The organism is Rhodopseudomonas infernalis (genome assembly GCF_022271405.1).
GTDB classification, from domain to species: Bacteria; Pseudomonadota; Alphaproteobacteria; order Rhizobiales; family Xanthobacteraceae; genus Rhodopseudomonas; species Rhodopseudomonas infernalis.
In genome coordinates this window covers 24,050-43,077 of record NZ_JAJNAL010000016.1, presented here as the reverse complement: position 1 = coordinate 43,077, position 19,028 = coordinate 24,050, and the positions used below count along the sequence as shown (strand labels likewise).

The window sequence follows — 19,028 nt, the reverse complement described above, 5'->3', positions numbered from 1 at the left end:
GATTTCTTTCCGATATTCGGAAATATGGAGGAGTTGATGAACGTCACCAGCAACCGCCGCCGCGTCCTGAAGAGCGCTGTCTTTGCCGCCTGCAGCCTTGCGCTGCTGGCCATCGCCGGCCCGGTCCAGGCCGCGGAGCCCGGCGTCGCGGAGAAGTCGATCAAGATCGGCGTGCTCGGTAGCCTCACCGGCCCGCTCGCCGTGTTCGGCACCGGCAATCTGGCGGGCGCCACAATGGCATTCGAAGAGGCGAATGCTGCCGGCGGCATCAATGGCCGCAAGATCGAGTGGGTGTCGCTCGACGACGAGTCCTCGCCGCCCAAGGGCATCGCCGCCTACAAGAAGCTGATCGATCAGGAGCAGGTGTTCGCCGTGTTCGGCCCCGCCGCCAGCGCCGTCGGCCAGGCGCTGGTGCCGACCTTCAAGCAGTCGAAGACGCCGACTTTCATCTCGGTGTTCTCCACGCCCGCCGTCACCGAACCGCCGATCCCCGTGGTGTTTCGCACCGGGCCGATGAACGACCGGCAGCAAGGCACGGCGATCGCCAACTACGTCGTCGACCATCTCAAGGCCAAGAAGATCGCGCTGATCCGGCAGTCGGACGAATACGGCAAACGCGGCGGCGAGAGCGTCAGCGCGCGGCTGACCGAACGCAAGATCGGGCTGGTGGCCGACGAGAACTTCAACATCGCCGACACCGACTTCACCGCGCAGCTGTCGCGTATCAATCAGGCGGCGCCGGACGTGCTGATCGTGTACGGCTATCCCAATCCGTCGGCGATCATCACCCGCCAGGCCAAGCAGCTAGGGCTCAAAGCCACGGTGATGGGCGCCAACTCGGCCGGCAGCCGCAAGTATCCGGAGATCGTCGGCGAAGCCGCCGCCGGCACGCAGAACATCGTCACCCTCAAGGTGCTGCCGGAAGGCGACGATCCTGCCGCTGTGAAATTCCGCGCCGCATTCGAAAAGCGTTTCCCCGATCTCGCCCGCCAGGGCCGGCCGGATCTCGGCGACGTGCTCGGCTATGGCGGCGCGCAGGTGTTCATCGAAGGCTTGAAGCGCACCGAAGCTGCCCCCACCCAGGCCGGCTTCATCAAGGCGCTGGAGTCGCTGAAGGGCTTCGAGACCGAGCTGACGCTGCCGACGACGTTCAGCCCCACCGAGCGCGAGGGCAATCAGGCCGCCAAGATCGTCGAGATCCAGTCCGACCTCAGCCGCAAGCTGCTGCCGCTGGTGGTGCGCGCAGAGGGTGAGACTGCCAAGTGAGCCAGGACTCGAATACGCAACTGTTCGCCGATGATCTGACCGTCGGTCAGAGCTTCGGCGGCGAGCCGCGCGAGATCGGCGACGCCACCTTCAAGGCGTTCGCCGACCTCACCGGCGATCACCATCCGATTCACTATGACGACGCCTATGCGGCGAAGACGCGGTTCGGTAAGCGGCTCGCGCACGGCCTGCTGCTGATGGCGATGACGGCGTTCGGCGCCACCGCGATGTCGCGCCGTTTCGCCGATTGTATGGTCGCGTTCCTCGGCCAGGACGCCAGGTTTCTCAAGCCGGTGTTCGTCGGCGACGTGCTGACCAGCCGCTTCACGGTCTCGTCGATCGAACCGAAGGCTGGCGGCAACTCGGCCGTAGTGCAGTTCGACGTCGACCTGCTCAACAGCGCCGGCGACACCGTGCTGAGCGGTCACCATCGCTATCTGCTGCTGTGCAAAGCCGGCGCCAAAGGAATGTCCGATGCCGTCTGAGACCTATCAGGACGCCGTCGCAGACTTCGATTGGGGCAAGGTTCGTGCAGCGCTCGGCTGGAGCGAAAACGGGCCGGTGTCGCTCGGCCACTCCATTGTCGATCGCCACATCGACAGCGAACGCGTCGCGCTGATCGCCGTCGATGCCGCCGGTCACGAGCGCCGCTTCGGCTATCGCGAGTTGTCGGAAGTCAGCAACCGCTTCGCCAATCTGCTGCAGAAACTCGGCGTCGTCCCTGGCGACCGGGTCGCCGGCCTGATGCCGCGCGGTCCCGACGTGGTGATCGCGATCCTCGGCGCGTTGAAGGTCGGCGCGATCTATGTGCCGGTGTTCACCGGCTTCGGGCCCGACGCCGTCAAGTTTCGCCTCGACCATTGCGGCGCCAAGGTGCTGGTGACTCACGCGGCCGTCGCCGCGCAGGTGCCGGCCGAGACCACGGCGATCGTGCTGTGCGTGACACAGCCGGGCCACGTCTTGCGCACGGGCTGGATCGATTTGGCACCCGAACTGGCGCAGCATCCGGCGTCATTCACGTCAGTGATGCGCGGCCGCGACGATGCGGCGGCGCTGATCTACACGTCGGGCTCGACCGGCCAGCCGAAGGGCGGCGCGATCGCGGTGAACTTTCTGGCGGCGATCTCGCCTTACATCAGCTACGGCCTCGACCTGCTGCCGGACGATGTGCTGTGGCCGACCGGCGATCCAGGCTGGGGCTACGGCTTCGTCTGCTATCTCGGCGCGCTGGCCATCGGCGGCACCGTGGTGACGGTGGAGTCCAATCCGACGCCCGAGGTGTTTCTGTCGATTCTCGAGCGCTACGGCGTCACCAATCTGGCGACCACGCCCACCCTGCTCCGCGGCGTGCTGGTGATGGACGAGGCCGAGCTGAAAGCCCGGCATATCCGGCTGCATGCGATCTCGAGCTGCGGCGAGCCGCTCAACTCCAAAGTCGTCGAATCCTTTCAGCGGATCTGGGGGCTGACGCCGATGGACCATTTCGGCGCCACCGAATATGCGCTGCCGATCGGCAACCACAACGCCATCGCGATGGCGGTGAAGCCGGGCTCGATGGGCCTGCCGGCGCCGGGTTATCGGATGGCGATTGTGGATGACGACGGCCGCGAGCTGGCCGCCGGCGAGACCGGACTGATCGCCAAGCAGGCCAATCCGGATTGCCGCTACTGGCTCGAATACTGGAACGATCCCGACGCCACCCGCGGCCTGCTGCGCAACGGCTGGATCGTGACCGGCGATCTCGGCCGCCGCGACGACGACGGTTACTTCTGGTTCGAAGGCCGCGCCGACGACATGATCAAGAGCGCCGGCTATCGGATCGGTCCGTTCGAGGTCGAGAGCGCGCTGCTCAAGCATCCCGCGGTCGCCGAGGCCGCCGTGGTCGGCACGCCCGACGAGATGCGCGGCCAGATCGTCAAGGCCTTCGTGGTGCTGCGCCCCGGCTTCACCGGCAGCGACGAGCTGTCGGGCGAACTGGTGACGGCCGTCAAGTCCACCGTCGGCCGGCATCAATATCCGCGGCTGTTCGAATACGTCGCCGCGCTCCCGAAAACCGAGACCGGCAAGATCCAACGTTTCGCCTTGCGGCAACGCTGACGACAGGAGCCCCTATGTCGAGCTATCAACCCATCATCCCGAACAGCAACTGGCCCGAGCGGTTCACGTTCTCGCCTGCCGTGCGCGTCGGCAACCTTGTGTTCCTGTCGGGCACCACCGCGACCGACGACAAGGGCAAGATCGTCGGCCCCGGCGATATCGTCGCCCAGACCCGCCGGATTTTCGAGAAGTTCGAGATCATCCTCAAGAGCGTCGGCGGCGACCTCAGCAACATCATCGAGACGACCGACTACTTCCTGTCGCTCGAGGACTACAACAAGACCGCCGACCTGCGCCGCGAGTTGTTCAAGGGGCCGCCCTGGCCGGCCGCCACCGGCGTCGTCGTCAGCGGGCTGATCCGCCCGGACGCGCTGATTGAAATCAAGGGCATCGCGGCACTCTGATCCCATGTTGGCACAAGTCCTCGTCAGTTCGATCACGGCCGGCGCGGTTTACGCGCTGATCGCGCTCGGCTTCGTTCTGATCCACAAAGGCACCGGCGTCGTCCATTTCGGATACGGCGATCAGGTCACCTTCGGGGCCTATCTTGTGCTGATCTCGCAGATGACCGTCGGGCTGCCGTTCTGGCCCGCCGTCGCCTGCGCGCTGCTGCTGTCGGGGCTGCTCGGCGCGCTGATCTATGGCGGCTTCATGTGGCCGCTGCGGCGCGCTTCGCTGCTTGCCCAGATCATCGCCAGTCTTGCGCTCGGCACCGTGCTGCGCGAATTCGTCCGGGCCTATATGGGGCCGAACGCCTGGCCGTTTCCGTTTCTGCTGTCGCAGAACGCCATCCCGGTCGGCGGCGTGCTGGTGGTGCCGGCCAATCTGGCGATCGTCGGCATCTCGCTCGGTCTGCTAGCTCTGCTGTTCGTGCTGTTCGAGAAGACGCTGTACGGCAAGGCCATCATGGCGGCGTGCGACAACCGGATCGGCGCCAGCCTGATCGGCGTACGGACGTCCACCGTGTTCCTGATGATCTGGATCCTGGCCTCGGTTCTGGCCACCATCGCCGGCGTGCTGGTCGCGCCGCTGCTGACGCTGTCGCCCGACATGGGGCTGATCGGCATCAAGGGCTTCACCGCGGCGGTGCTCGGTGGATTTAACAGCCTGCCCGGCGCCGTGATCGGCGGCATCATGCTCGGCGTGGTGGAAGCGCTGGTCGGGACGTACATCTCCAGCGCGCTGAAGGATATGATCAGCTACGGCATCCTGATCGCCGTCATCCTCATTCGCCCGCAGGGTCTGCTCGGCGGCCTGCTGGTCAAGAAGGTGTAGCATGTCGCTTCGCTTGATCCTGTGGGCCGTCGCCGTCGCGTTGTTCTTCATCGCGCCGCACGTGCTCGCCGAATTTCATCTGTTCGAACTCTGCCTGATCGCCGGCACCTCGCTGGCGGTGCTGGGGCTGGTGGTGGTGACCGGCATGGCCGGGCAGATCTCACTGGCGCAATCGGCATTCGTGGCGCTCGGCGGCTATGGCGCGTCGATCCTGGCGACGTCGTGGGGCGTGCCGCTGTGGGCCGGCATTCCGCTGGTGGCGATCCTGGTGGCGGCTTTCGGCTTCGTGCTCGGCCAGATGACGCTGCGGGTCGCGGGCCATTATCTGGCGCTTGCCACGCTGGCGGTGACGGCGATCGTGCAATTGGCGCTGACCCATTGGGACCAGCTCACCGGCGGCGCGGCCGGCATGGCGGTGCCGCCGTTCGAGATCATGGGCCGCGCCCTCGGCAGTGGCCGCGAGCTGTACTACGTCATCCTGCCGGTGACGGCCCTGTTCATCCTGATCACCCAGAACCTGGCGACCTCGCGATATGGCCGCGCCCTCACGGCGATCCGGCAGAGCGAGACCGCCGCGCAGGCGATGGGTCTCGATGTGCTGCGCTACAAGGCGGCGGCCTTCGCCGCCAGCGCCTTTCTCGGCGCGGTCAGCGGCGGACTGCTGGCGCCGCTGTCGACCTATCTGGATCCCGCCCAGTTCGGCATCACCTACGCGGTTTACTTCCTGGCGATCGCCGTCGTCGGCGGCATGCTGTCGCCGATCGGCGCGGTGATCGGCAGCGCGGTGTTCGTGTTGCTGCCGAACTATCTGCAGGCGTTCCAGTCCTATCTCGGTCTGGTGTTCGCGCTGCTGCTGCTCGGCTTCATCGTGCTGCGGCCGAACGGGCTCGCCAGCCTGCCCTGGCTCCGCCAGCTCGGCAACGCGCTGCAAGGCGCCTCGAGGCCCCGGCCATGACCGCGCTGCTGCAGATTCAGAACGTCAGCGTCCGGTTCGGCGGGCTCGTGGCGCTGGATTCCGTCACGCTCGATCTGGCGCCCGGAGCGATCCAGGCCGTGATCGGTCCGAACGGCGCCGGCAAAAGCACGCTGCTCAATGTGGTCACTGGCATCTACACGGCGTCCAACGGCGGCATCCTGTTCGAAGGCGAGCGTCTCGACGGCCGGTCGCCGCACGCCATCAACCGCCGCGGCGTCGCCCGCACCTTCCAGAACACCGAGCTGTTCGGCGAAATGACCGCGCTCGAGAACGTGCTGATCGGCCTCGACCGCTACCATGCCTATGGCGGCGTCACGGCCGCCTGGCAGGGCCGCCGTTACCGCGACATCGAATCGACGGCGCGTGACGAAGCTCAGCAATTGCTGACGTTGGTCGGGCTGGCAGGCGACGAGCACACCGAGGCAGCGGCGCTGCCGTTCGGCAAGCAGCGCCGGCTCGAGATCGCCCGCGCGCTCGCCACCCGCCCCCGGCTGTTGCTGCTCGACGAGCCCGCCGCCGGACTACGCGCCGCGGAGATCGACGCCCTCAATCGCATCCTGCTCGATTTACGTTCGCAACGTGGGATCTCGATCCTGCTGATCGATCACGTGATGCCGCTGGTCATGGCGGTGTCGGACTGGATTACGGTGCTGAATTTCGGCCGCAAGATCGCAGAAGGCACACCGCAGACGGTGCGCGGCTCGCCGGAAGTGATCGCGGCCTATTTGGGAGAAAAGGCGGCTCATGCTTTCGGTGCGTGACATACATGCCGGCTACGGCGCCAAATCGGTGCTGCGCGGTGTCAGCCTGGATGTGCCGCGCGGCGCAGTGGTGACGCTGCTGGGCGCCAACGGCGCCGGCAAGTCGACGCTGCTCAAATCGATCGTCGGCCTGCTGCAGCCGACCTCCGGCACCATCACGATCGACGACAAGCCGCTCCCGAACAAGACACCCGACCGCGCGCTCAAGGCCGGCGTATCGCTGGTGCCCGAACAGCGCGAGCTGTTTCTCAGCCTCAGCGTCGCCGACAATCTGCGCCTCGGCAGCTTCCTGCGTCGGCAGACCCGCGAGATCGACGCCGATTACGAACGGCTGCTGACGATCTTCCCGCGCCTGCGCGAACGCGCCGGGCAGCCCGCCAGGACGCTGTCGGGCGGCGAGCAGCAGATGCTGGCGATCGCCCGCGCCCTGATGGGCAAACCGTCGGTCCTGCTGCTCGACGAACCTTCGCTCGGTCTTGCGCCCAAGATCGTCGAAGAAATTTTTGAAATCATCCGCCAGATCAGCAGCGACGGCACGGCCGTCCTCCTGGTCGAACAGAACGCCGCCATGGCGATCGACGTCGCCGAATACGGCTACGTCCTGGATCTCGGCGAAATCACCCTGAAAGGCAGCGCCGAGACCTTGAGGGGCTCCCCGATCATTCAGAACAGCTATCTTTAAGGCGCCGATTGAGGCGTGCTGAGAGGACAAAACCACCGACGAGCGAGACTCTTCCCCGATCATGATTTGTCGACATCGGCGATCGGCGTGCTGTGCGGGCGAGGGAGCGCGGGTACGAGGTGATGAGATGTCTCTCCGCCCGTCTCGCCAGCAGCTCGACGTTGCTTGGGTGATCCTCGTTAAGAGACGGGGCTGTTCCAATCTGCTAACCCCTGCACTCGACATTCCCGTTTCGGGCTTTCCACCGTCGCCGAGCTGAGCAGCCAGACGGTTGCAAATCAGCTATCCAGGCTCATAATCTTTCCATTCTGGAACTTTGATGCGGGCTCAAGGCACGTCGCCATCAAACACGCCACAACTCAATACATCCCGCCAGGTGGAGCGATCAGTGCAGATCAGGATGTTCCCGGAAGAAACGGCCCTTTTCACCTCTTTCATCAGGAACGCCACCTCGTACGTCGAGTTCGGCACTGGCGGAAGCACCGTCCTGGCCTCAAACTATGTTCGGGACCGCATCATATCGGTCGATTCCTCTCAGGAATGGCTCGACCTGGTGAAGGTCGCCTGCGCCGATAGCAAAGTGATCCCGGAATTATTGTTCATGGACATCGGCACAACGGGCGAGTGGGGATCCCCGACAGACAACACGACACGCCATCGATGGCCGTCCTATCATTCTGACGTGTGGAATGTTGAAGGAAGCGCCAACGCAGACTTGTACCTCGTGGACGGGCGATTTCGGGTGGCTTGTTTTGCCCAAGTGGTGCTCCACTGCAAACCCTCTGCCATCATTGCCATTCACGACTTTTCGTCGCGTCCCGCTTATCATCGGGTCAACGAAATTGCGCGAGAGATCGCTACAGCTGGAGACCTTTCGTTTTTCCTGCCGCTTCCTGAGAGAGAGAAGGCGCACCTACTGCTGCGCGACTTTTCATTTGAGCCCTTTTAGTCAGGAGCTTGAACGCGTCAGCGCTTCTATCCCTCAAGTCGGCAGCAACAAGCGACCTGAACTAGCGGCGCGGACGATGCCTGAGCACCCGCGGAAGATCATGTCTGTCGGCGGGGCAGTTCGATGTACACCGCGACAACTCGGTCATGGCGCTAATTCTGGGGCAGCTGGACCTTCACGGTCGTTCTAACAAGCGCCCTATCCGTCCCGACCCTGCAAGCACTCCGAACAAGGTAAAGCGTGGCTGTCGAGCCGACCTCGTCGAAATTGGCGGTCGAAGAGCTCTCGTCCACGAGGCTTGGATATGAGTAACGATAATCGGAGGCGCACGCTTTCGACCAAAAAAGAGAGACGTGCAAAAGCACTTGCCGATTTCTCCAATGCACCAGATCGGATGAGACGTAGGTGACGATACTTCCGCCTTCGGAGTCATCTTCCGCAACTGTAGCGAGGAACAAGTCCCTGCCAGACACCTTCGCAATTGAACCCACAAATCCGCCCAGGCCTTCGGCGTAGCGGCAACGCAGCTTGGCCTTGTCCAGGAAAGGACTGCCATTCGGCCTTACGAACCCATCACTTGTCAGGATCTGCCATGACTCTGCGTTGATCGGCAGAGACGATCGCAACACGCAACGTCCCCGATCCTTCGGATCGAGCCCAGCATACGCCACAAGCGAGTAAACGAAGTTTCCCGACTTAACCATATTGGTCGGGCTGGTGTAGCCCCGCGAATGACCTTGCCCGAGCGTGTCAACGAAATCGGGAGCTAGCAACAAACCACCTTGGTTTCCATAACGGCGGAATGTTCGTCCCGAGTCCCTGCTGTGGAGCAATACAATGCTGTTGTACCAGCACGATTCATAGTCCCGAAAGGAACAACGACCGGGCACTTCCTGTGCCTGATACTCATTGTGGCCAAGAGCAAACACCGAACCGTCCTCGGAAAGCCAAGTGGACGCGATCCAAGTCTTATAGTCGAAATGAGAGGGATCCGGATCGAGCCTTCCTTCATAGGCGATCGAGCAACTCTCTCTCAGGTCTGCAAAATTCGACCCGATTAGCGCGCGATTTCGGTAGTGGGTGGCAAAGGCGCGGATCGAGCCATCCGCTAATCTGAACGCCCTGAGCGGCGCGTCCGGCAAATCCAACGCATCGCACTTTCGCTCGGTAGACACGACCTTGAAGCTGTCTGCACGACACTCACGGGGTGAGAGCGAGGCGGCGATGAGGCCTAACGTAACAAGGACAAGGGCGAGACGCCTCATGCAAAAATTGTCTCGGCTACGCTGGGCGCGTCTTCGACGAACTTGGAGAAAGCCATCCGAGCCTCGTCATTCGAATAGTTTACTGCTCCATTCTTGGTCAGATTCAGATACTCAGTCTCTTTGGCTTCAATGGTTCGATCGCCATTCTTGTACGCCAGCATTTCGACGATCTCATTTTGAAAGCGGAGCACCGTCTTGTCTGGATACGAACTAAAGTCCATCGAAGAAATGACTTGAGGATCAATGGAGCGTTCAACCAGCCCCCGATTGGCCAACTTCTTCACATTGGCGTCGATCCGCTGATCAGGAAATTGCGTCAGATGAAGCAGGAAGAGCTGCCCCGCACAGGCGCTTGAATACTTGTTACCTGCATACTGGATATTGTGTATTCCGGCCTGCGCACCAATCAATTTTGACGTCAGAATTGGTTTCCCGTATTTGAGATTATTCGTCAGGATTGGTCGGCGCTCGGTATCCAGCAGATTAAACTTGTCGGATGAACCGATCGCGTTGATCAGCCAAGTCGCCGGGTAGATCGAGTCGAATTCGCGTATCGCTTCCAGAATATTCGAGTTCGCAGACCAATTTCCGCCCTCGATCCAGATCAGCCGCTCGTCGACGTCGAAAAAAGCGAAATGATCTGACGAAGCCTTCAGCGCTTCGAACAGCGGCCCGAACCTCGGGTGCCAATGGATATCGTTGTGATTCCCGGAGAACTGGAAAATCGTGACCTTGTCCGCAAATCGACTGTAGGTTTCGAGCGCTCCGAAATCATCGGAGCCATTATCGGCAATGATCAGATTCTCCAACCCGACAATCGCTCCATGATGCTCTAACCAGCCGAGCACAAGCTCAGGCTCGTTGACGGTCTTGCAGCAGATCTTGAGTTTGGATCGGTGCCCTAGCCGACCCAGGATTTGAGGTTGGTCCCTTTCCCAACAAAGCATTGGAATACCAGACATTTGGTCTCGGAGCGCTCCAGCAGAATCTCAAAAACGGCCTGATGGCAATAATCGGTCTTTTAATCAATACTTTCTGACACAACAAGCATAAGCAGCCCTTCTGAACAGGGCTTGAATACCGCTCCTCAGATGACCAATCTAGCTCAGTGGAGGACTTTGAAATTCAAACGACCCGCAGCGCTCTTTTCCATTGCGCTGCACCATCCTCTTGGCCCGCGCTCGGACTCCGACCTTCAGCCGCTCCTACCTGATGAAAATGCTCTTCGGGCGACCGGACCCTCACCTGCTTGATGGCCGCAGCGACGTCCAGGTACTGGCGCAAATACCAGCTCGCATCTAGCTCTGGCCCGCCACCTTCGCGGCCCTCAAAATGGCCAAACCCAATATATGGCCAAACCCAATATAATGATGATGAGCGCTCTCAACGCCGCCGATTTCCACGGCCTTTGCAACATCAGGGTTGGAACGCAAATAATTGCCCTCATCGAAGTCACCTGAAGCGCGGGCGATCTGGATCAGCAGCTTCAGCAATTCGACAGGAACCTCTATCTTGCTGTCTTTCTGAAAGGTCGTCTTATCCGCTTTGAGAGCACTCAGGAGCGCGAAACAGCGGAAGGCACGTACATGATAACCTCGGCTGTCTAAAGATAATCCAGCAGAAACCCAGCTCTTGACAGCCGAATAAATCGATTAGATCCGCATTCGGCTTTCCGTCGAAGGCGCCGGTCCCAATAGTTGCGCAGCAACTTCCTTGATGTACACTTCCTGCGCTCGTACTTCACCGTTTCGGAGTCCAAACAGTTCCCGCGCGACGCGGTGCATTCTCTCGATCTCCTCGATATGCTTCTGTGCGTTCATTGAATGGGTGACGCTCGCCGCATGGCGGCGGTGCACGTTGAGCGGATCGGCCACGTAGGCAATCTTCGCGTCAGGCGCGGAAAGGCATTCGAGATAGATGCGCCAGTCTCCTGCCATCCGTAGGCCGTCGAGGTCTTCGTGACAGGCATCGAGCGCGCGGAGCAAAGCCTCGCGCCGCCATAACACGGACGACACGTTCAGAATCGTGTTCTTCACCCCGAGGAAGCGCCCGACGAAATCGCCTGCGTCAAACACTTCGGTTCTCGATAGAGCGTCAGGCTCAATGCTCGCATAATAGGGCTTGTAGCTTTCGTAGAGGTGCTGTCCCTCTCCATCGATGGCCTTCGAGTCGGTGAACCCGAGCGCGATGTCCGCGTCGTTCCGCATCAGTTCCAGGAGACTCGACAGGAAGTTCGGCTCGGAAAGGTCGTCGGCTTCGGCGATCCACAAGAACTCTCCCTTGGCCATCTCGGCAGCCTTACTCCACTGCGCGAATACCGAGCCGGAGTTCTGCTCGTTGACCACGAGCGTGAGATCTCGCTGGCGCTCCTCTGCGATCTTCACGATGACCGAAATGCTGTCATCCTTCGAACAGTCATCCAGCACGATGATCTCTTCGACCGAATGGTTTTGGTCGAAGATCGTGCAGAGCCGTTCCGGCAGACAATGCGCGTAGTTGTAATTGGGCACGACGACCGAGACCGCCGGCAGCGCCGGCAGTGCCAAATGGAGAAGTTCACGCACATAGTCGGAGAACAAGAATCTGGCCTCGATCAGCCCCGTCATGCGCGCGCGCTCCGCCTCCGACGGCGGACGGGACAGGAGACGCTCTACGGCCTTCGCCATCGCAGGGACGTCGCAATACGGGACAACTGCACCAACCTCTTCCTCGAGGAGAAATCCTGGGATGCCCCCGGCGTCGGCAAAGGCCACGACAGGCACTCCGACGCTCAGCGCCTCGAGGGCGACGGTAGGGAATGGATCCTCCCGCGAAGTCAGCGCGTAGACATTGGAAGCCGAATACAGCCCCTGCATGTCCGACCGGAAGCCGGTGAAGTGAAAGCGGCCGCTCATCCTCGCGCGTTGGATCTCGGGGCCAAGCCATTCGGCCACAGAAGGATCAATTCCACCTGCCCAGCAGAAATGGATCGAGCGATTGTTTTGTCCGACAAGGTTCCAGAGCTGGAGGAACATGTCGATGCCCTTGCGGAGATCGGCATATCCGACGCCTAGCACCAGCTTGTCCGACTGAGCGAGACCGAACTCACTGCGGATCGCGGCTGCCTCATCCGGGGCCGGGAAGATCTGCTTGTAGCTCCCCTGTGGACGGATCAGAAAGCGCTCGTCGTCCCGACCGAACTCGAGCGCATCGGCGAGCTTGTCGAGGACGAACTCGGACGCGAAGACAACGCTGTCTGCAATGGAAATTGCAGCGCGAGCCTGGTCCTCCAGTCGCTTCTCCCGAAGGATCCGCGGTAACTCATGGACCAGCGAGACAGTCCGAAAGCCCATATCCGCAAGCAGCTTCACCGCGTGGCCACTGGCGGTGGTATTTACGATCGCAGCGGTGAAGCCCATTTCTCGAAAACGCTGCAATGCCGACGGGAGTTCACTGGGCTTGCTCAAGACCGTAAGCGGCGCAGAGGCGGAATACTCGTCCACCATGGTGCCGCCGTCGAGCAGAAGGTATTCGGTTTCGATGTTGAAGGCGCTCAGGAGCGTCCTGCCGATGTTGAGCAAGAGATGCTGCGCGCCCCCCGGGAACGCGTCATGCCCGACCAGCAGAACCTTGGGCTGCGAGCGGTCGCGCGTGAGACCCGCAGCGGCGCGCCCCGTCGCATTCAGGTAAGCCGAGCCGAAGTGCAGATCCGGTTCGAGATAAGCTCCCTCACACCACTCGTTCCAGGCGTTGATGCAAACAAAGGACTCGCCGAAGAACGGGTGCCTCTGCGCATCGTCCACCAGCTTCGAGAGCCAGGCCTCGTACTTCTGCGGCGTCGAGCCGTGGATGACGAGGCCGGAGCCCTGCCGGCGCGCATCATTGTCCCAGCTCGGAACCGCCGTTTTGATCAGCGGAAACTTCGGGCGCGGCTCCTTGATCGAATATTTGGCGACGTCGTCGTAGCTGAAGATCTGGCCCGAAAAAGTGTCGTCCAGCACTTTCACTTCGGAGTTCAAGAGCGGGATATATTTCGTGACTTTGTGGGGCGGAAATTCGATCGCGCCGTCGAGACCCATTACCGTGGGATCGAAATCGTCAAAGCTCTGCCCCATGATGATGATCGGATCTTCGCCGAACCTGGTCTTGAAGATCGTGCGCCAGCGGGCAATGACGGTGGCGGCAGCCGGGATCAACCGCGGACGATAAATCATCAGCAGCGGCCGGCCCTGGATGCGAATGTAACGAGGATCCTCGAAGTGGCGGCAGAAGTCGCCGAGCAACCGCTCATCGTCGTCGTCGGCATAATCCTGCGAGATCAGAACCTCGCTCTCCAACCCATCCCAGCGCCGCGTCCAGTTTTCATTCGCCCACATCAGGCAGAACGGCATGTCGATGTCGCGCGCTTTCAGAAACTGCTCCAGCGGCTTCTCCATGAGCCGCTTGCCGTTGAACCAATAGTAGTAATAGACGAACCCGTGGATGCCTGAGGCCTTCGCAAATTCGACCTGCCGGCGCATGTTCTCGATATCGAGGAGCGAATAGAACCCGAGGTCGCGAGGAACACGCGGTTGGTAGTGATCTTTGAATCGCGGCAAGCCGCGGCTGATGTTGGCCCATTCGGTAAAGCCTGCGCCCCACCATTTGTCGTTTTCGGGAAAGGCATGGAACTGCGTGAGATAGTACGCCAGCACTTTCGCTCTCGGCTTCGCGGTCGGCGGCAGAGGCCGCAACTCCTCGAACAACACACTCGGCTTGGTGAAACGTCGGACCTCAGCCGGGATGGTCGCCTCGTTCTCTGGCGGGATCGGGTAGATGCCCTCCTCGTGACGGTGTTCGAGATAGTGCAGCAGGGGATTTTGATCAATCCTGCCTTTGAAGTAGCGCTGAATGTAGAATTTTGTATCGAAATCGGGAGATGGATTTCGACCTTCCTTGTAGCCATGAAAAATGAAATGCTCGAATGGATCGACCTTCGCGGCCGCGACGTCTTGATAGCTATCGAGATAGTATTGAGCGTCGAACTCCTGGATCGGACTGAACGGCCCCGCACGGTTCTTCATATAGTGGGCGAGCGGGCTTTGGCCTTCCGGGATGCCGTATTTGTCACGATACCAATTCGGCTGAAAATAAGGACTGGGTCGACGCCCCTCACGTTCACCAAAGATCGCATAATGGAGTAGCGGCTGAATGCCCGCCTCGTGCACATCAGGATACGTCGTGACGTACCAGATCGGATCGAAGATCGCGTTGGGCTTACGACCTTCCTTGAAGCCACGCAGAAAGAAATGCTCGAACGGATCATCGCCCGTCAAGGCCACATCAGAGTAGTTACTTACATAAAAATCCACGTCAAACAATCCGAGAGCAGTCAGATAGGTCCTGACCGCGGCGAGATCACGAGACGGGCTTTCGTTGGAAAGAATTGACTCTCCTAGGGTGTTTGCGACGACATCGACAGCCTGTTCATCGGCAGCCACCATATCATGCAAACCTTTTTGGTTCGCCTTGCTGCCGAGCTTTCTCTTTGCCCTGGGTTTCTTCTGACCCGCATCGGAATCGATCTTCGAGAGGAAATCAGCCATCTTCACATACTCGTTTGACGAACTACATTAATGCTTCGCACTGAAGAGATAGCAGCACAGCCTCGCCTTCGAGCTGACTACAATTCTGCAAGAAGAGCGACCATGTACCATTCGACCTCGCGATCCTCGACTTAAGCATCCAATCGCCGCGCAAGAGGTCGCTCGACGCTGTGGAGTCTGCAGAAGGCAATTTCCGCATAAATCGCATCAAGATGTCGTCGCGCCCTCGAATTCGGGCCGCCTGAGTGATCAACGCTTGTGCTTCCCGTCGACTGCCCGAGCAGACACGTCTTGTCCAAACTATCCAAGCCTCCTCATTTGGGCTGCAATATGTGGAGCACTGCGGACCAGGCGTCGCCGACAGGAACTGCATTGTGTCACTTCAGAACGATGTAGTTGGTGAGGATGAATCGATGTGGCGATACGAAGAACATAGTCATCATCAGGATTCCCAGCTCAGTTTCGTGCTTCCAACCTGTTTCAATGTCATCTCACATTGAAAACCAGGACATCGGCTGCATGACCCGTCTCTGTTTGGAATCGATTTCGATCCTTTGGTGACTGCTAAGAACGCGCGCCGAAGCTATCCGCCTGCGCCTCGACTTGAAGCGGGCCGCCAGTGGTCCCTCTCCATGCTGCAACTGGGCGGTCAGGAGCCAGCCGCCTGCGCCGCACCATAGCACCGTAAACGGCAACGGTCATCGACCGAATCGAGGAAGGCGGCGCTTCGGCAATTCCGGCCAAAGCTGATCGGCGAACAGTGCCGTTTGCCCGCGCGGTTCGGTCTGGCTTTATGCACGACATAGCAATGAACGGGCGCGGCGCGGCGCGGCGTCCGCGGCAGCCGACATCATGGCTGGACTGGCTCACTTTGACGGTCCATCCGTCCCGGTCGTGGGCCAGCAGCGAAGTGCCTTCAGCTTAGCGTCCTCGGCATCATGCACGGCGCTGAGGCCGTCCTGCTGTGACCGGCTGTCGGCATCGGGATCGATGGTGATCATGATCACCGCGACGACCAGTCCTGCGTCTGAACGAGAATACGCGCGATGCTGGACGCGTGCAGGCTCAGCATCGCCAGCGCAAAGACGCGCGGGCCGCCTGCACCGCCGCCCCTGATCGTTTGCCTCAACCGAACCTCGTCCGCCGGCCCAATCATCACGATAAGCCGTGGCTTCGCCGTCAACATCCCGGCCGCCGGCCTTGACGGGCGCGTTCGCCTGCATCGTGCGGAGCACTAAGCACGGCTCGCCGGACGAGCCGTGCTTACCAGCTCAAGAATCGCTCATGTTTCGTCGCCATCCCTCTCCACCCCGAAGCATGGGACCCCCGCGTCGCGCTCCACCTGAGGCCGCGAAGCCATAGCCAAAGCGCCGTGGGAGCCACGGCAATCAACCAAAGCGCGTTGTTGTGTTTCGGGGGGGGGGGGGGTGGTTTGAAAGATGGACAACTCGGGAAGGACCAACGATCAGAAGGGAAAACCTAATGATCTGGTCGGAGTGGCAGGATTCGAACCTGCGACCCCTGCGTCCCGAACGCAGTGCTCTACCGGGCTGAGCCACACTCCGACAAGTGGGCGGCTTATAGCGTCGACCTTCGCGCTCCGCAAGCACGCGAATTGGGTTATGAACGAAGGATGACCCTTGATTTCACAACCCAGACCCTGCCGGGAGGCGCCGACGCGTCCAAACGGGCCGCCGAATGCCTGCGGGACGGCGGTTTGATCGGATTTCCGACCGAAACCGTGTACGGGCTCGGCGCCGATGCGGCCAATGCAGCCGCCGTAGCCCGGCTCTATGCCGCCAAGGGGCGTCCGTCGTTCAATCCATTGATCGCCCACGTCGCCGATTTTGCAGCGGCCCGACGAATCGCGGTCTTCGACGCCATCGCCGAACGGCTTGCGTCGGCCTTTTGGCCGGGGCCGCTGACGCTGGTGCTGCCGAAGGCGGCGGGGTGTGCGGTGGCAGATCTGGCGACTGCGGGACTGGAGACGGTGGCGATTCGGGTGCCGGCACATCCGGTGGCGCAGACGATTCTGCGGGCGTTCGGCGGCGCCGTGGTGGCGCCTTCGGCCAATCGCTCCGGTCACGTGTCGCCGACCACCGCGGCCCACGTGCTGGCGGACCTCGGCGGCCGTATCGATCTGATCATCGACGGCGGCCCGGTCACGGTCGGGGTCGAATCGACCATCGTCGGCTGCGTCGGGTCGCCGATGCTGCTGCGACCGGGCGGCGTGCCGCGCGAGGCGATCGAGCGGGTGCTCGGCCGGCCGCTCGGCACATCCAGCCCCTCCCCTACGGCCGCCCCCGTGGCCCCAGGCATGCTGGCGTCGCATTATGCGCCGCGGGCGACGGTGCGGCTCACAGCCGCTGTGGTGAAGCCCGGCGAGGCGCTGCTGGCGTTCGGGCCGGACCTGCCGCCGGGCGCCGAAGCGGCAATCGCGCTTCGCAATCTCTCGCCGCGCGGCGATCTCGCCGAGGCCGCCGCGAATCTGTTCGGATATCTGCGCGAGCTGGACGGCTGCGGCGCCTCCGCGATCGCCGTGATGCCGATCCCGAACGAGGGACTCGGCGAAGCCATCAACGACCGCCTGCGGCGCGCCGCCGCGCCGCGGGATTGAAATCAATGCTGTCGCATCGGCCTTTGCGAACAGGACGCCATTCAGAAGCGACGCGGTTCTCGCCAGGATCGCTTCGCCGCTTGCTCCGCCCGATATCGGGAAACAGGAAACACCCATGAACATCGCTAGCCCCCTGGTGGCGCCGCTGTCTCCCGAACTGATCGCGCGCTTCACGGCGATCGTCGGCGCCAGGCATGCGCTGACCGATCCGGCCGAGCTCGAGGCCTACGTCACCGAGGAGCGCAATCTGTATCGTGGCCACTCGCCGCTGGTGCTGCGGCCCGGCTCGACCGCCGAGGTCGCGGCGATCTGCAAGCTCGCGCATGAAGCCCGCGTCGCCCTGGTGCCGCAGGGCGGCAACACCGGGCTGGTCGGCGGACAGACGCCGCTCAACGGCGAAGTGGTGATCTCACTGAAGCGGATGGATGCGATTCGCGAGGTCGATCTGGCGTCTAACACCATGACGGCCGAAGCCGGCGTCATTCTGCAGACCGCGCAGGAAAAGGCCGCGAGCGTCGACCGGCTGTTTCCGCTGTCGCTCGGCGCGCAGGGAAGCTGCACGATCGGCGGCAATCTCTCGACCAATGCCGGTGGCACCGCCGCGCTCGCCTACGGGCTGGCGCGCGACATGGCGCTCGGCGTCGAAGTCGTACTCGCCGACGGCCGCGTAATGAATCTGCTGTCGAAGCTGAAGAAGGACAACACCGGCTACGATCTGCGCGATCTGTTCATCGGCGCCGAGGGCACGCTCGGCATCATCACAGCCGCGACGCTGAAGCTGTTTCCCAAGCCGCGCGCGGTCGAGACTGCGTTCGTCGGGCTGCAATCGCCCGACGCCGCGCTGAAGCTGCTCGGCATCGCCCGCGCTGAAGCCGCCGGCAGCCTCACCAGCTTCGAACTGATCGCCGAGATCGCGCTCGATTTCTCGGTGCGCCACGCCCACAACCGCGATCCGCTGCAGGCGCGCTATCCGTGGTACGTGCTGATCGAGCTGTCGTCGATGCGCGACGACGCGCGCGGCGCGCTGGAGGCGATTCTCGAACGCGGGCTGGAAGACGGCATCGTCGACGACGCCGCGATCGCCGCATCGCTGCAGCAGCAGGAAGCGTTCTGGAAGCTGCGCGAGGAGATTTCGCCGGCGCAGAAGCCGGAGGGCGGCTCGATCAAGCACGACGTGTCGGTGCCGGTCGCGGCCGTGCCGGCCTTCATCGACGAAGCCAACGCCGCGGTGACCCGGCTGATGCCCGGCATTCGCCCGGTGCCGTTCGGCCATCTCGGCGACGGCAACATCCACTACAATGTCAGCCAGCCGGTCGGCGCCGACAAGGCGGAGTTCCTGGCGCGCTGGCACGAGGTCAACAGCGTCGTGTTCGCGATCGTGCTGCGTCATGGCGGCTCGATCTCGGCCGAGCACGGCATCGGCGTGATGAAGCGCGACGAGCTCCCCGGCGTGAAGGATCCGACCGCAATGGCGCTGATGCGTTCGATCAAGCAGATGCTCGATCCGCACGGCATCATGAACCCCGGCAAGGTCGTGTAAGCGCCACGATCATCGTCATGGCGAGGCGCCGAAGGC

The 19,028-nt window shown here is 62.0% G+C and carries 15 protein-coding genes and 1 tRNA gene; 11 read left to right on the top strand and 5 right to left on the bottom strand.

The window, feature by feature from the left end:
* The first annotated feature begins 36 nt into the window (after positions 1 to 36).
* From LPW26_RS12845 to LPW26_RS12805, 9 genes are all read left to right on the top strand, one after another.
* A complete protein-coding gene (locus tag LPW26_RS12845) occupies positions 37 to 1,266 on the top strand; it encodes an ABC transporter substrate-binding protein (protein ID WP_238735726.1) in 1,230 nt (409 codons plus the stop codon).
* Positions 1,263 to 1,751, top strand: a complete 489-nt coding sequence (locus LPW26_RS12840) for a MaoC family dehydratase (protein WP_238735725.1) — start codon at positions 1,263 to 1,265, stop codon at positions 1,749 to 1,751. Before LPW26_RS12845 ends, LPW26_RS12840 begins: the two co-directional genes overlap by 4 nt.
* On the top strand, positions 1,741 to 3,363 hold the full coding sequence (locus tag LPW26_RS12835) for an acyl-CoA synthetase (RefSeq protein ID WP_238735723.1): 1,623 nt from the start codon (positions 1,741 to 1,743) through the stop codon (positions 3,361 to 3,363). The genes LPW26_RS12840 and LPW26_RS12835 overlap by 11 nt, the downstream gene beginning before the upstream one ends.
* 14 nt (positions 3,364 to 3,377) lie before the next feature.
* A complete protein-coding gene (locus LPW26_RS12830; RefSeq protein ID WP_238735721.1) occupies positions 3,378 to 3,767 on the top strand; it encodes a RidA family protein in 390 nt (129 codons plus the stop codon).
* 4 nt (positions 3,768 to 3,771) lie between these two features.
* The gene (locus LPW26_RS12825; protein WP_238735720.1) at positions 3,772 to 4,638 is read left to right on the top strand and encodes a branched-chain amino acid ABC transporter permease; all 867 of its coding nucleotides are present in this window, start codon (positions 3,772 to 3,774) and stop codon (positions 4,636 to 4,638) included.
* A 1-nt stretch (position 4,639) separates the two neighbouring features.
* Positions 4,640 to 5,593 carry a branched-chain amino acid ABC transporter permease gene (locus LPW26_RS12820; protein ID WP_238735718.1) on the top strand — a complete coding sequence of 318 codons (954 nt, stop codon included), beginning with the start codon at positions 4,640 to 4,642 and terminating at the stop codon, positions 5,591 to 5,593.
* A complete protein-coding gene (locus LPW26_RS12815) occupies positions 5,590 to 6,375 on the top strand; it encodes an ABC transporter ATP-binding protein (protein ID WP_238735716.1) in 786 nt (261 codons plus the stop codon). The genes LPW26_RS12820 and LPW26_RS12815 overlap by 4 nt, the downstream gene beginning before the upstream one ends.
* Positions 6,359 to 7,057, top strand: a complete 699-nt coding sequence (locus LPW26_RS12810; protein WP_238735714.1) for an ABC transporter ATP-binding protein — start codon at positions 6,359 to 6,361, stop codon at positions 7,055 to 7,057. The genes LPW26_RS12815 and LPW26_RS12810 overlap by 17 nt, the downstream gene beginning before the upstream one ends.
* A gap of 388 nt (positions 7,058 to 7,445) precedes the next feature.
* Positions 7,446 to 8,006, top strand: a complete 561-nt coding sequence (locus LPW26_RS12805) for a hypothetical protein (protein ID WP_238735712.1) — start codon at positions 7,446 to 7,448, stop codon at positions 8,004 to 8,006.
* A gap of 152 nt (positions 8,007 to 8,158) precedes the next feature.
* Here LPW26_RS12805 and LPW26_RS12800 read toward each other — a convergent pair whose 3' ends face one another.
* From LPW26_RS12800 to LPW26_RS12780, 5 genes are all read right to left on the bottom strand, one after another.
* Positions 8,159 to 9,154 carry a hypothetical protein gene (locus LPW26_RS12800; protein ID WP_238735710.1) on the bottom strand — a complete coding sequence of 332 codons (996 nt, stop codon included), beginning with the start codon at positions 9,152 to 9,154 and terminating at the stop codon, positions 8,159 to 8,161.
* Between the two features lie 113 nt (positions 9,155 to 9,267).
* Positions 9,268 to 10,233, bottom strand: a complete 966-nt coding sequence (locus LPW26_RS12795) for a glycosyltransferase family 2 protein (protein ID WP_238735709.1) — start codon at positions 10,231 to 10,233, stop codon at positions 9,268 to 9,270.
* A 336-nt stretch (positions 10,234 to 10,569) separates the two neighbouring features.
* Positions 10,570 to 10,764, bottom strand: a complete 195-nt coding sequence (locus LPW26_RS12790; protein WP_238735708.1) for a hypothetical protein — start codon at positions 10,762 to 10,764, stop codon at positions 10,570 to 10,572.
* A 159-nt stretch (positions 10,765 to 10,923) separates the two neighbouring features.
* On the bottom strand, positions 10,924 to 14,835 hold the full coding sequence (locus LPW26_RS12785; RefSeq protein WP_238735706.1) for a glycoside hydrolase family 99-like domain-containing protein: 3,912 nt from the start codon (positions 14,833 to 14,835) through the stop codon (positions 10,924 to 10,926).
* Positions 14,836 to 16,323: 1,488 nt separating this feature from the next.
* Positions 16,324 to 16,400: transfer RNA gene (locus tag LPW26_RS12780), tRNA-Pro, on the bottom strand.
* A gap of 68 nt (positions 16,401 to 16,468) precedes the next feature.
* Between LPW26_RS12780 and LPW26_RS12775 the strand changes: the two genes are divergently transcribed.
* Positions 16,469 to 17,452, top strand: coding sequence for an L-threonylcarbamoyladenylate synthase (locus LPW26_RS12775; protein WP_238735704.1), 984 nt, complete (start codon positions 16,469 to 16,471; stop codon positions 17,450 to 17,452).
* A gap of 115 nt (positions 17,453 to 17,567) precedes the next feature.
* On the top strand, positions 17,568 to 18,992 hold the full coding sequence (locus LPW26_RS12770) for an FAD-binding oxidoreductase (protein WP_238735702.1): 1,425 nt from the start codon (positions 17,568 to 17,570) through the stop codon (positions 18,990 to 18,992).
* The last annotated feature ends 36 nt before the right edge of the window (positions 18,993 to 19,028 follow it).

Bases quoted from the DNA above. Each gene is read 5' to 3' on its own strand.
- LPW26_RS12845 (WP_238735726.1), top strand. From the start codon at position 37: ATGAACGTCACCAGCAACCGCCGCCGCGTCCTGAAGAGCGCTGTCTTT.
- LPW26_RS12835 (WP_238735723.1), top strand. From the start codon at position 1,741: ATGCCGTCTGAGACCTATCAGGACGCCGTCGCAGACTTCGATTGGGGC.
- LPW26_RS12830 (WP_238735721.1), top strand. From the start codon at position 3,378: ATGTCGAGCTATCAACCCATCATCCCGAACAGCAACTGGCCCGAGCGG.
- LPW26_RS12825 (WP_238735720.1), top strand. From the start codon at position 3,772: ATGTTGGCACAAGTCCTCGTCAGTTCGATCACGGCCGGCGCGGTTTAC.
- LPW26_RS12820 (WP_238735718.1), top strand. From the start codon at position 4,640: ATGTCGCTTCGCTTGATCCTGTGGGCCGTCGCCGTCGCGTTGTTCTTC.
- LPW26_RS12815 (WP_238735716.1), top strand. From the start codon at position 5,590: ATGACCGCGCTGCTGCAGATTCAGAACGTCAGCGTCCGGTTCGGCGGG.
- LPW26_RS12810 (WP_238735714.1), top strand. From the start codon at position 6,359: ATGCTTTCGGTGCGTGACATACATGCCGGCTACGGCGCCAAATCGGTG.
- LPW26_RS12795 (WP_238735709.1), bottom strand. From the start codon at position 10,233: ATGTCTGGTATTCCAATGCTTTGTTGGGAAAGGGACCAACCTCAAATC.
- LPW26_RS12785 (WP_238735706.1), bottom strand. From the start codon at position 14,835: ATGGCTGATTTCCTCTCGAAGATCGATTCCGATGCGGGTCAGAAGAAA.
- LPW26_RS12775 (WP_238735704.1), top strand. From the start codon at position 16,469: ATGACCCTTGATTTCACAACCCAGACCCTGCCGGGAGGCGCCGACGCG.
- LPW26_RS12770 (WP_238735702.1), top strand. From the start codon at position 17,568: ATGAACATCGCTAGCCCCCTGGTGGCGCCGCTGTCTCCCGAACTGATC.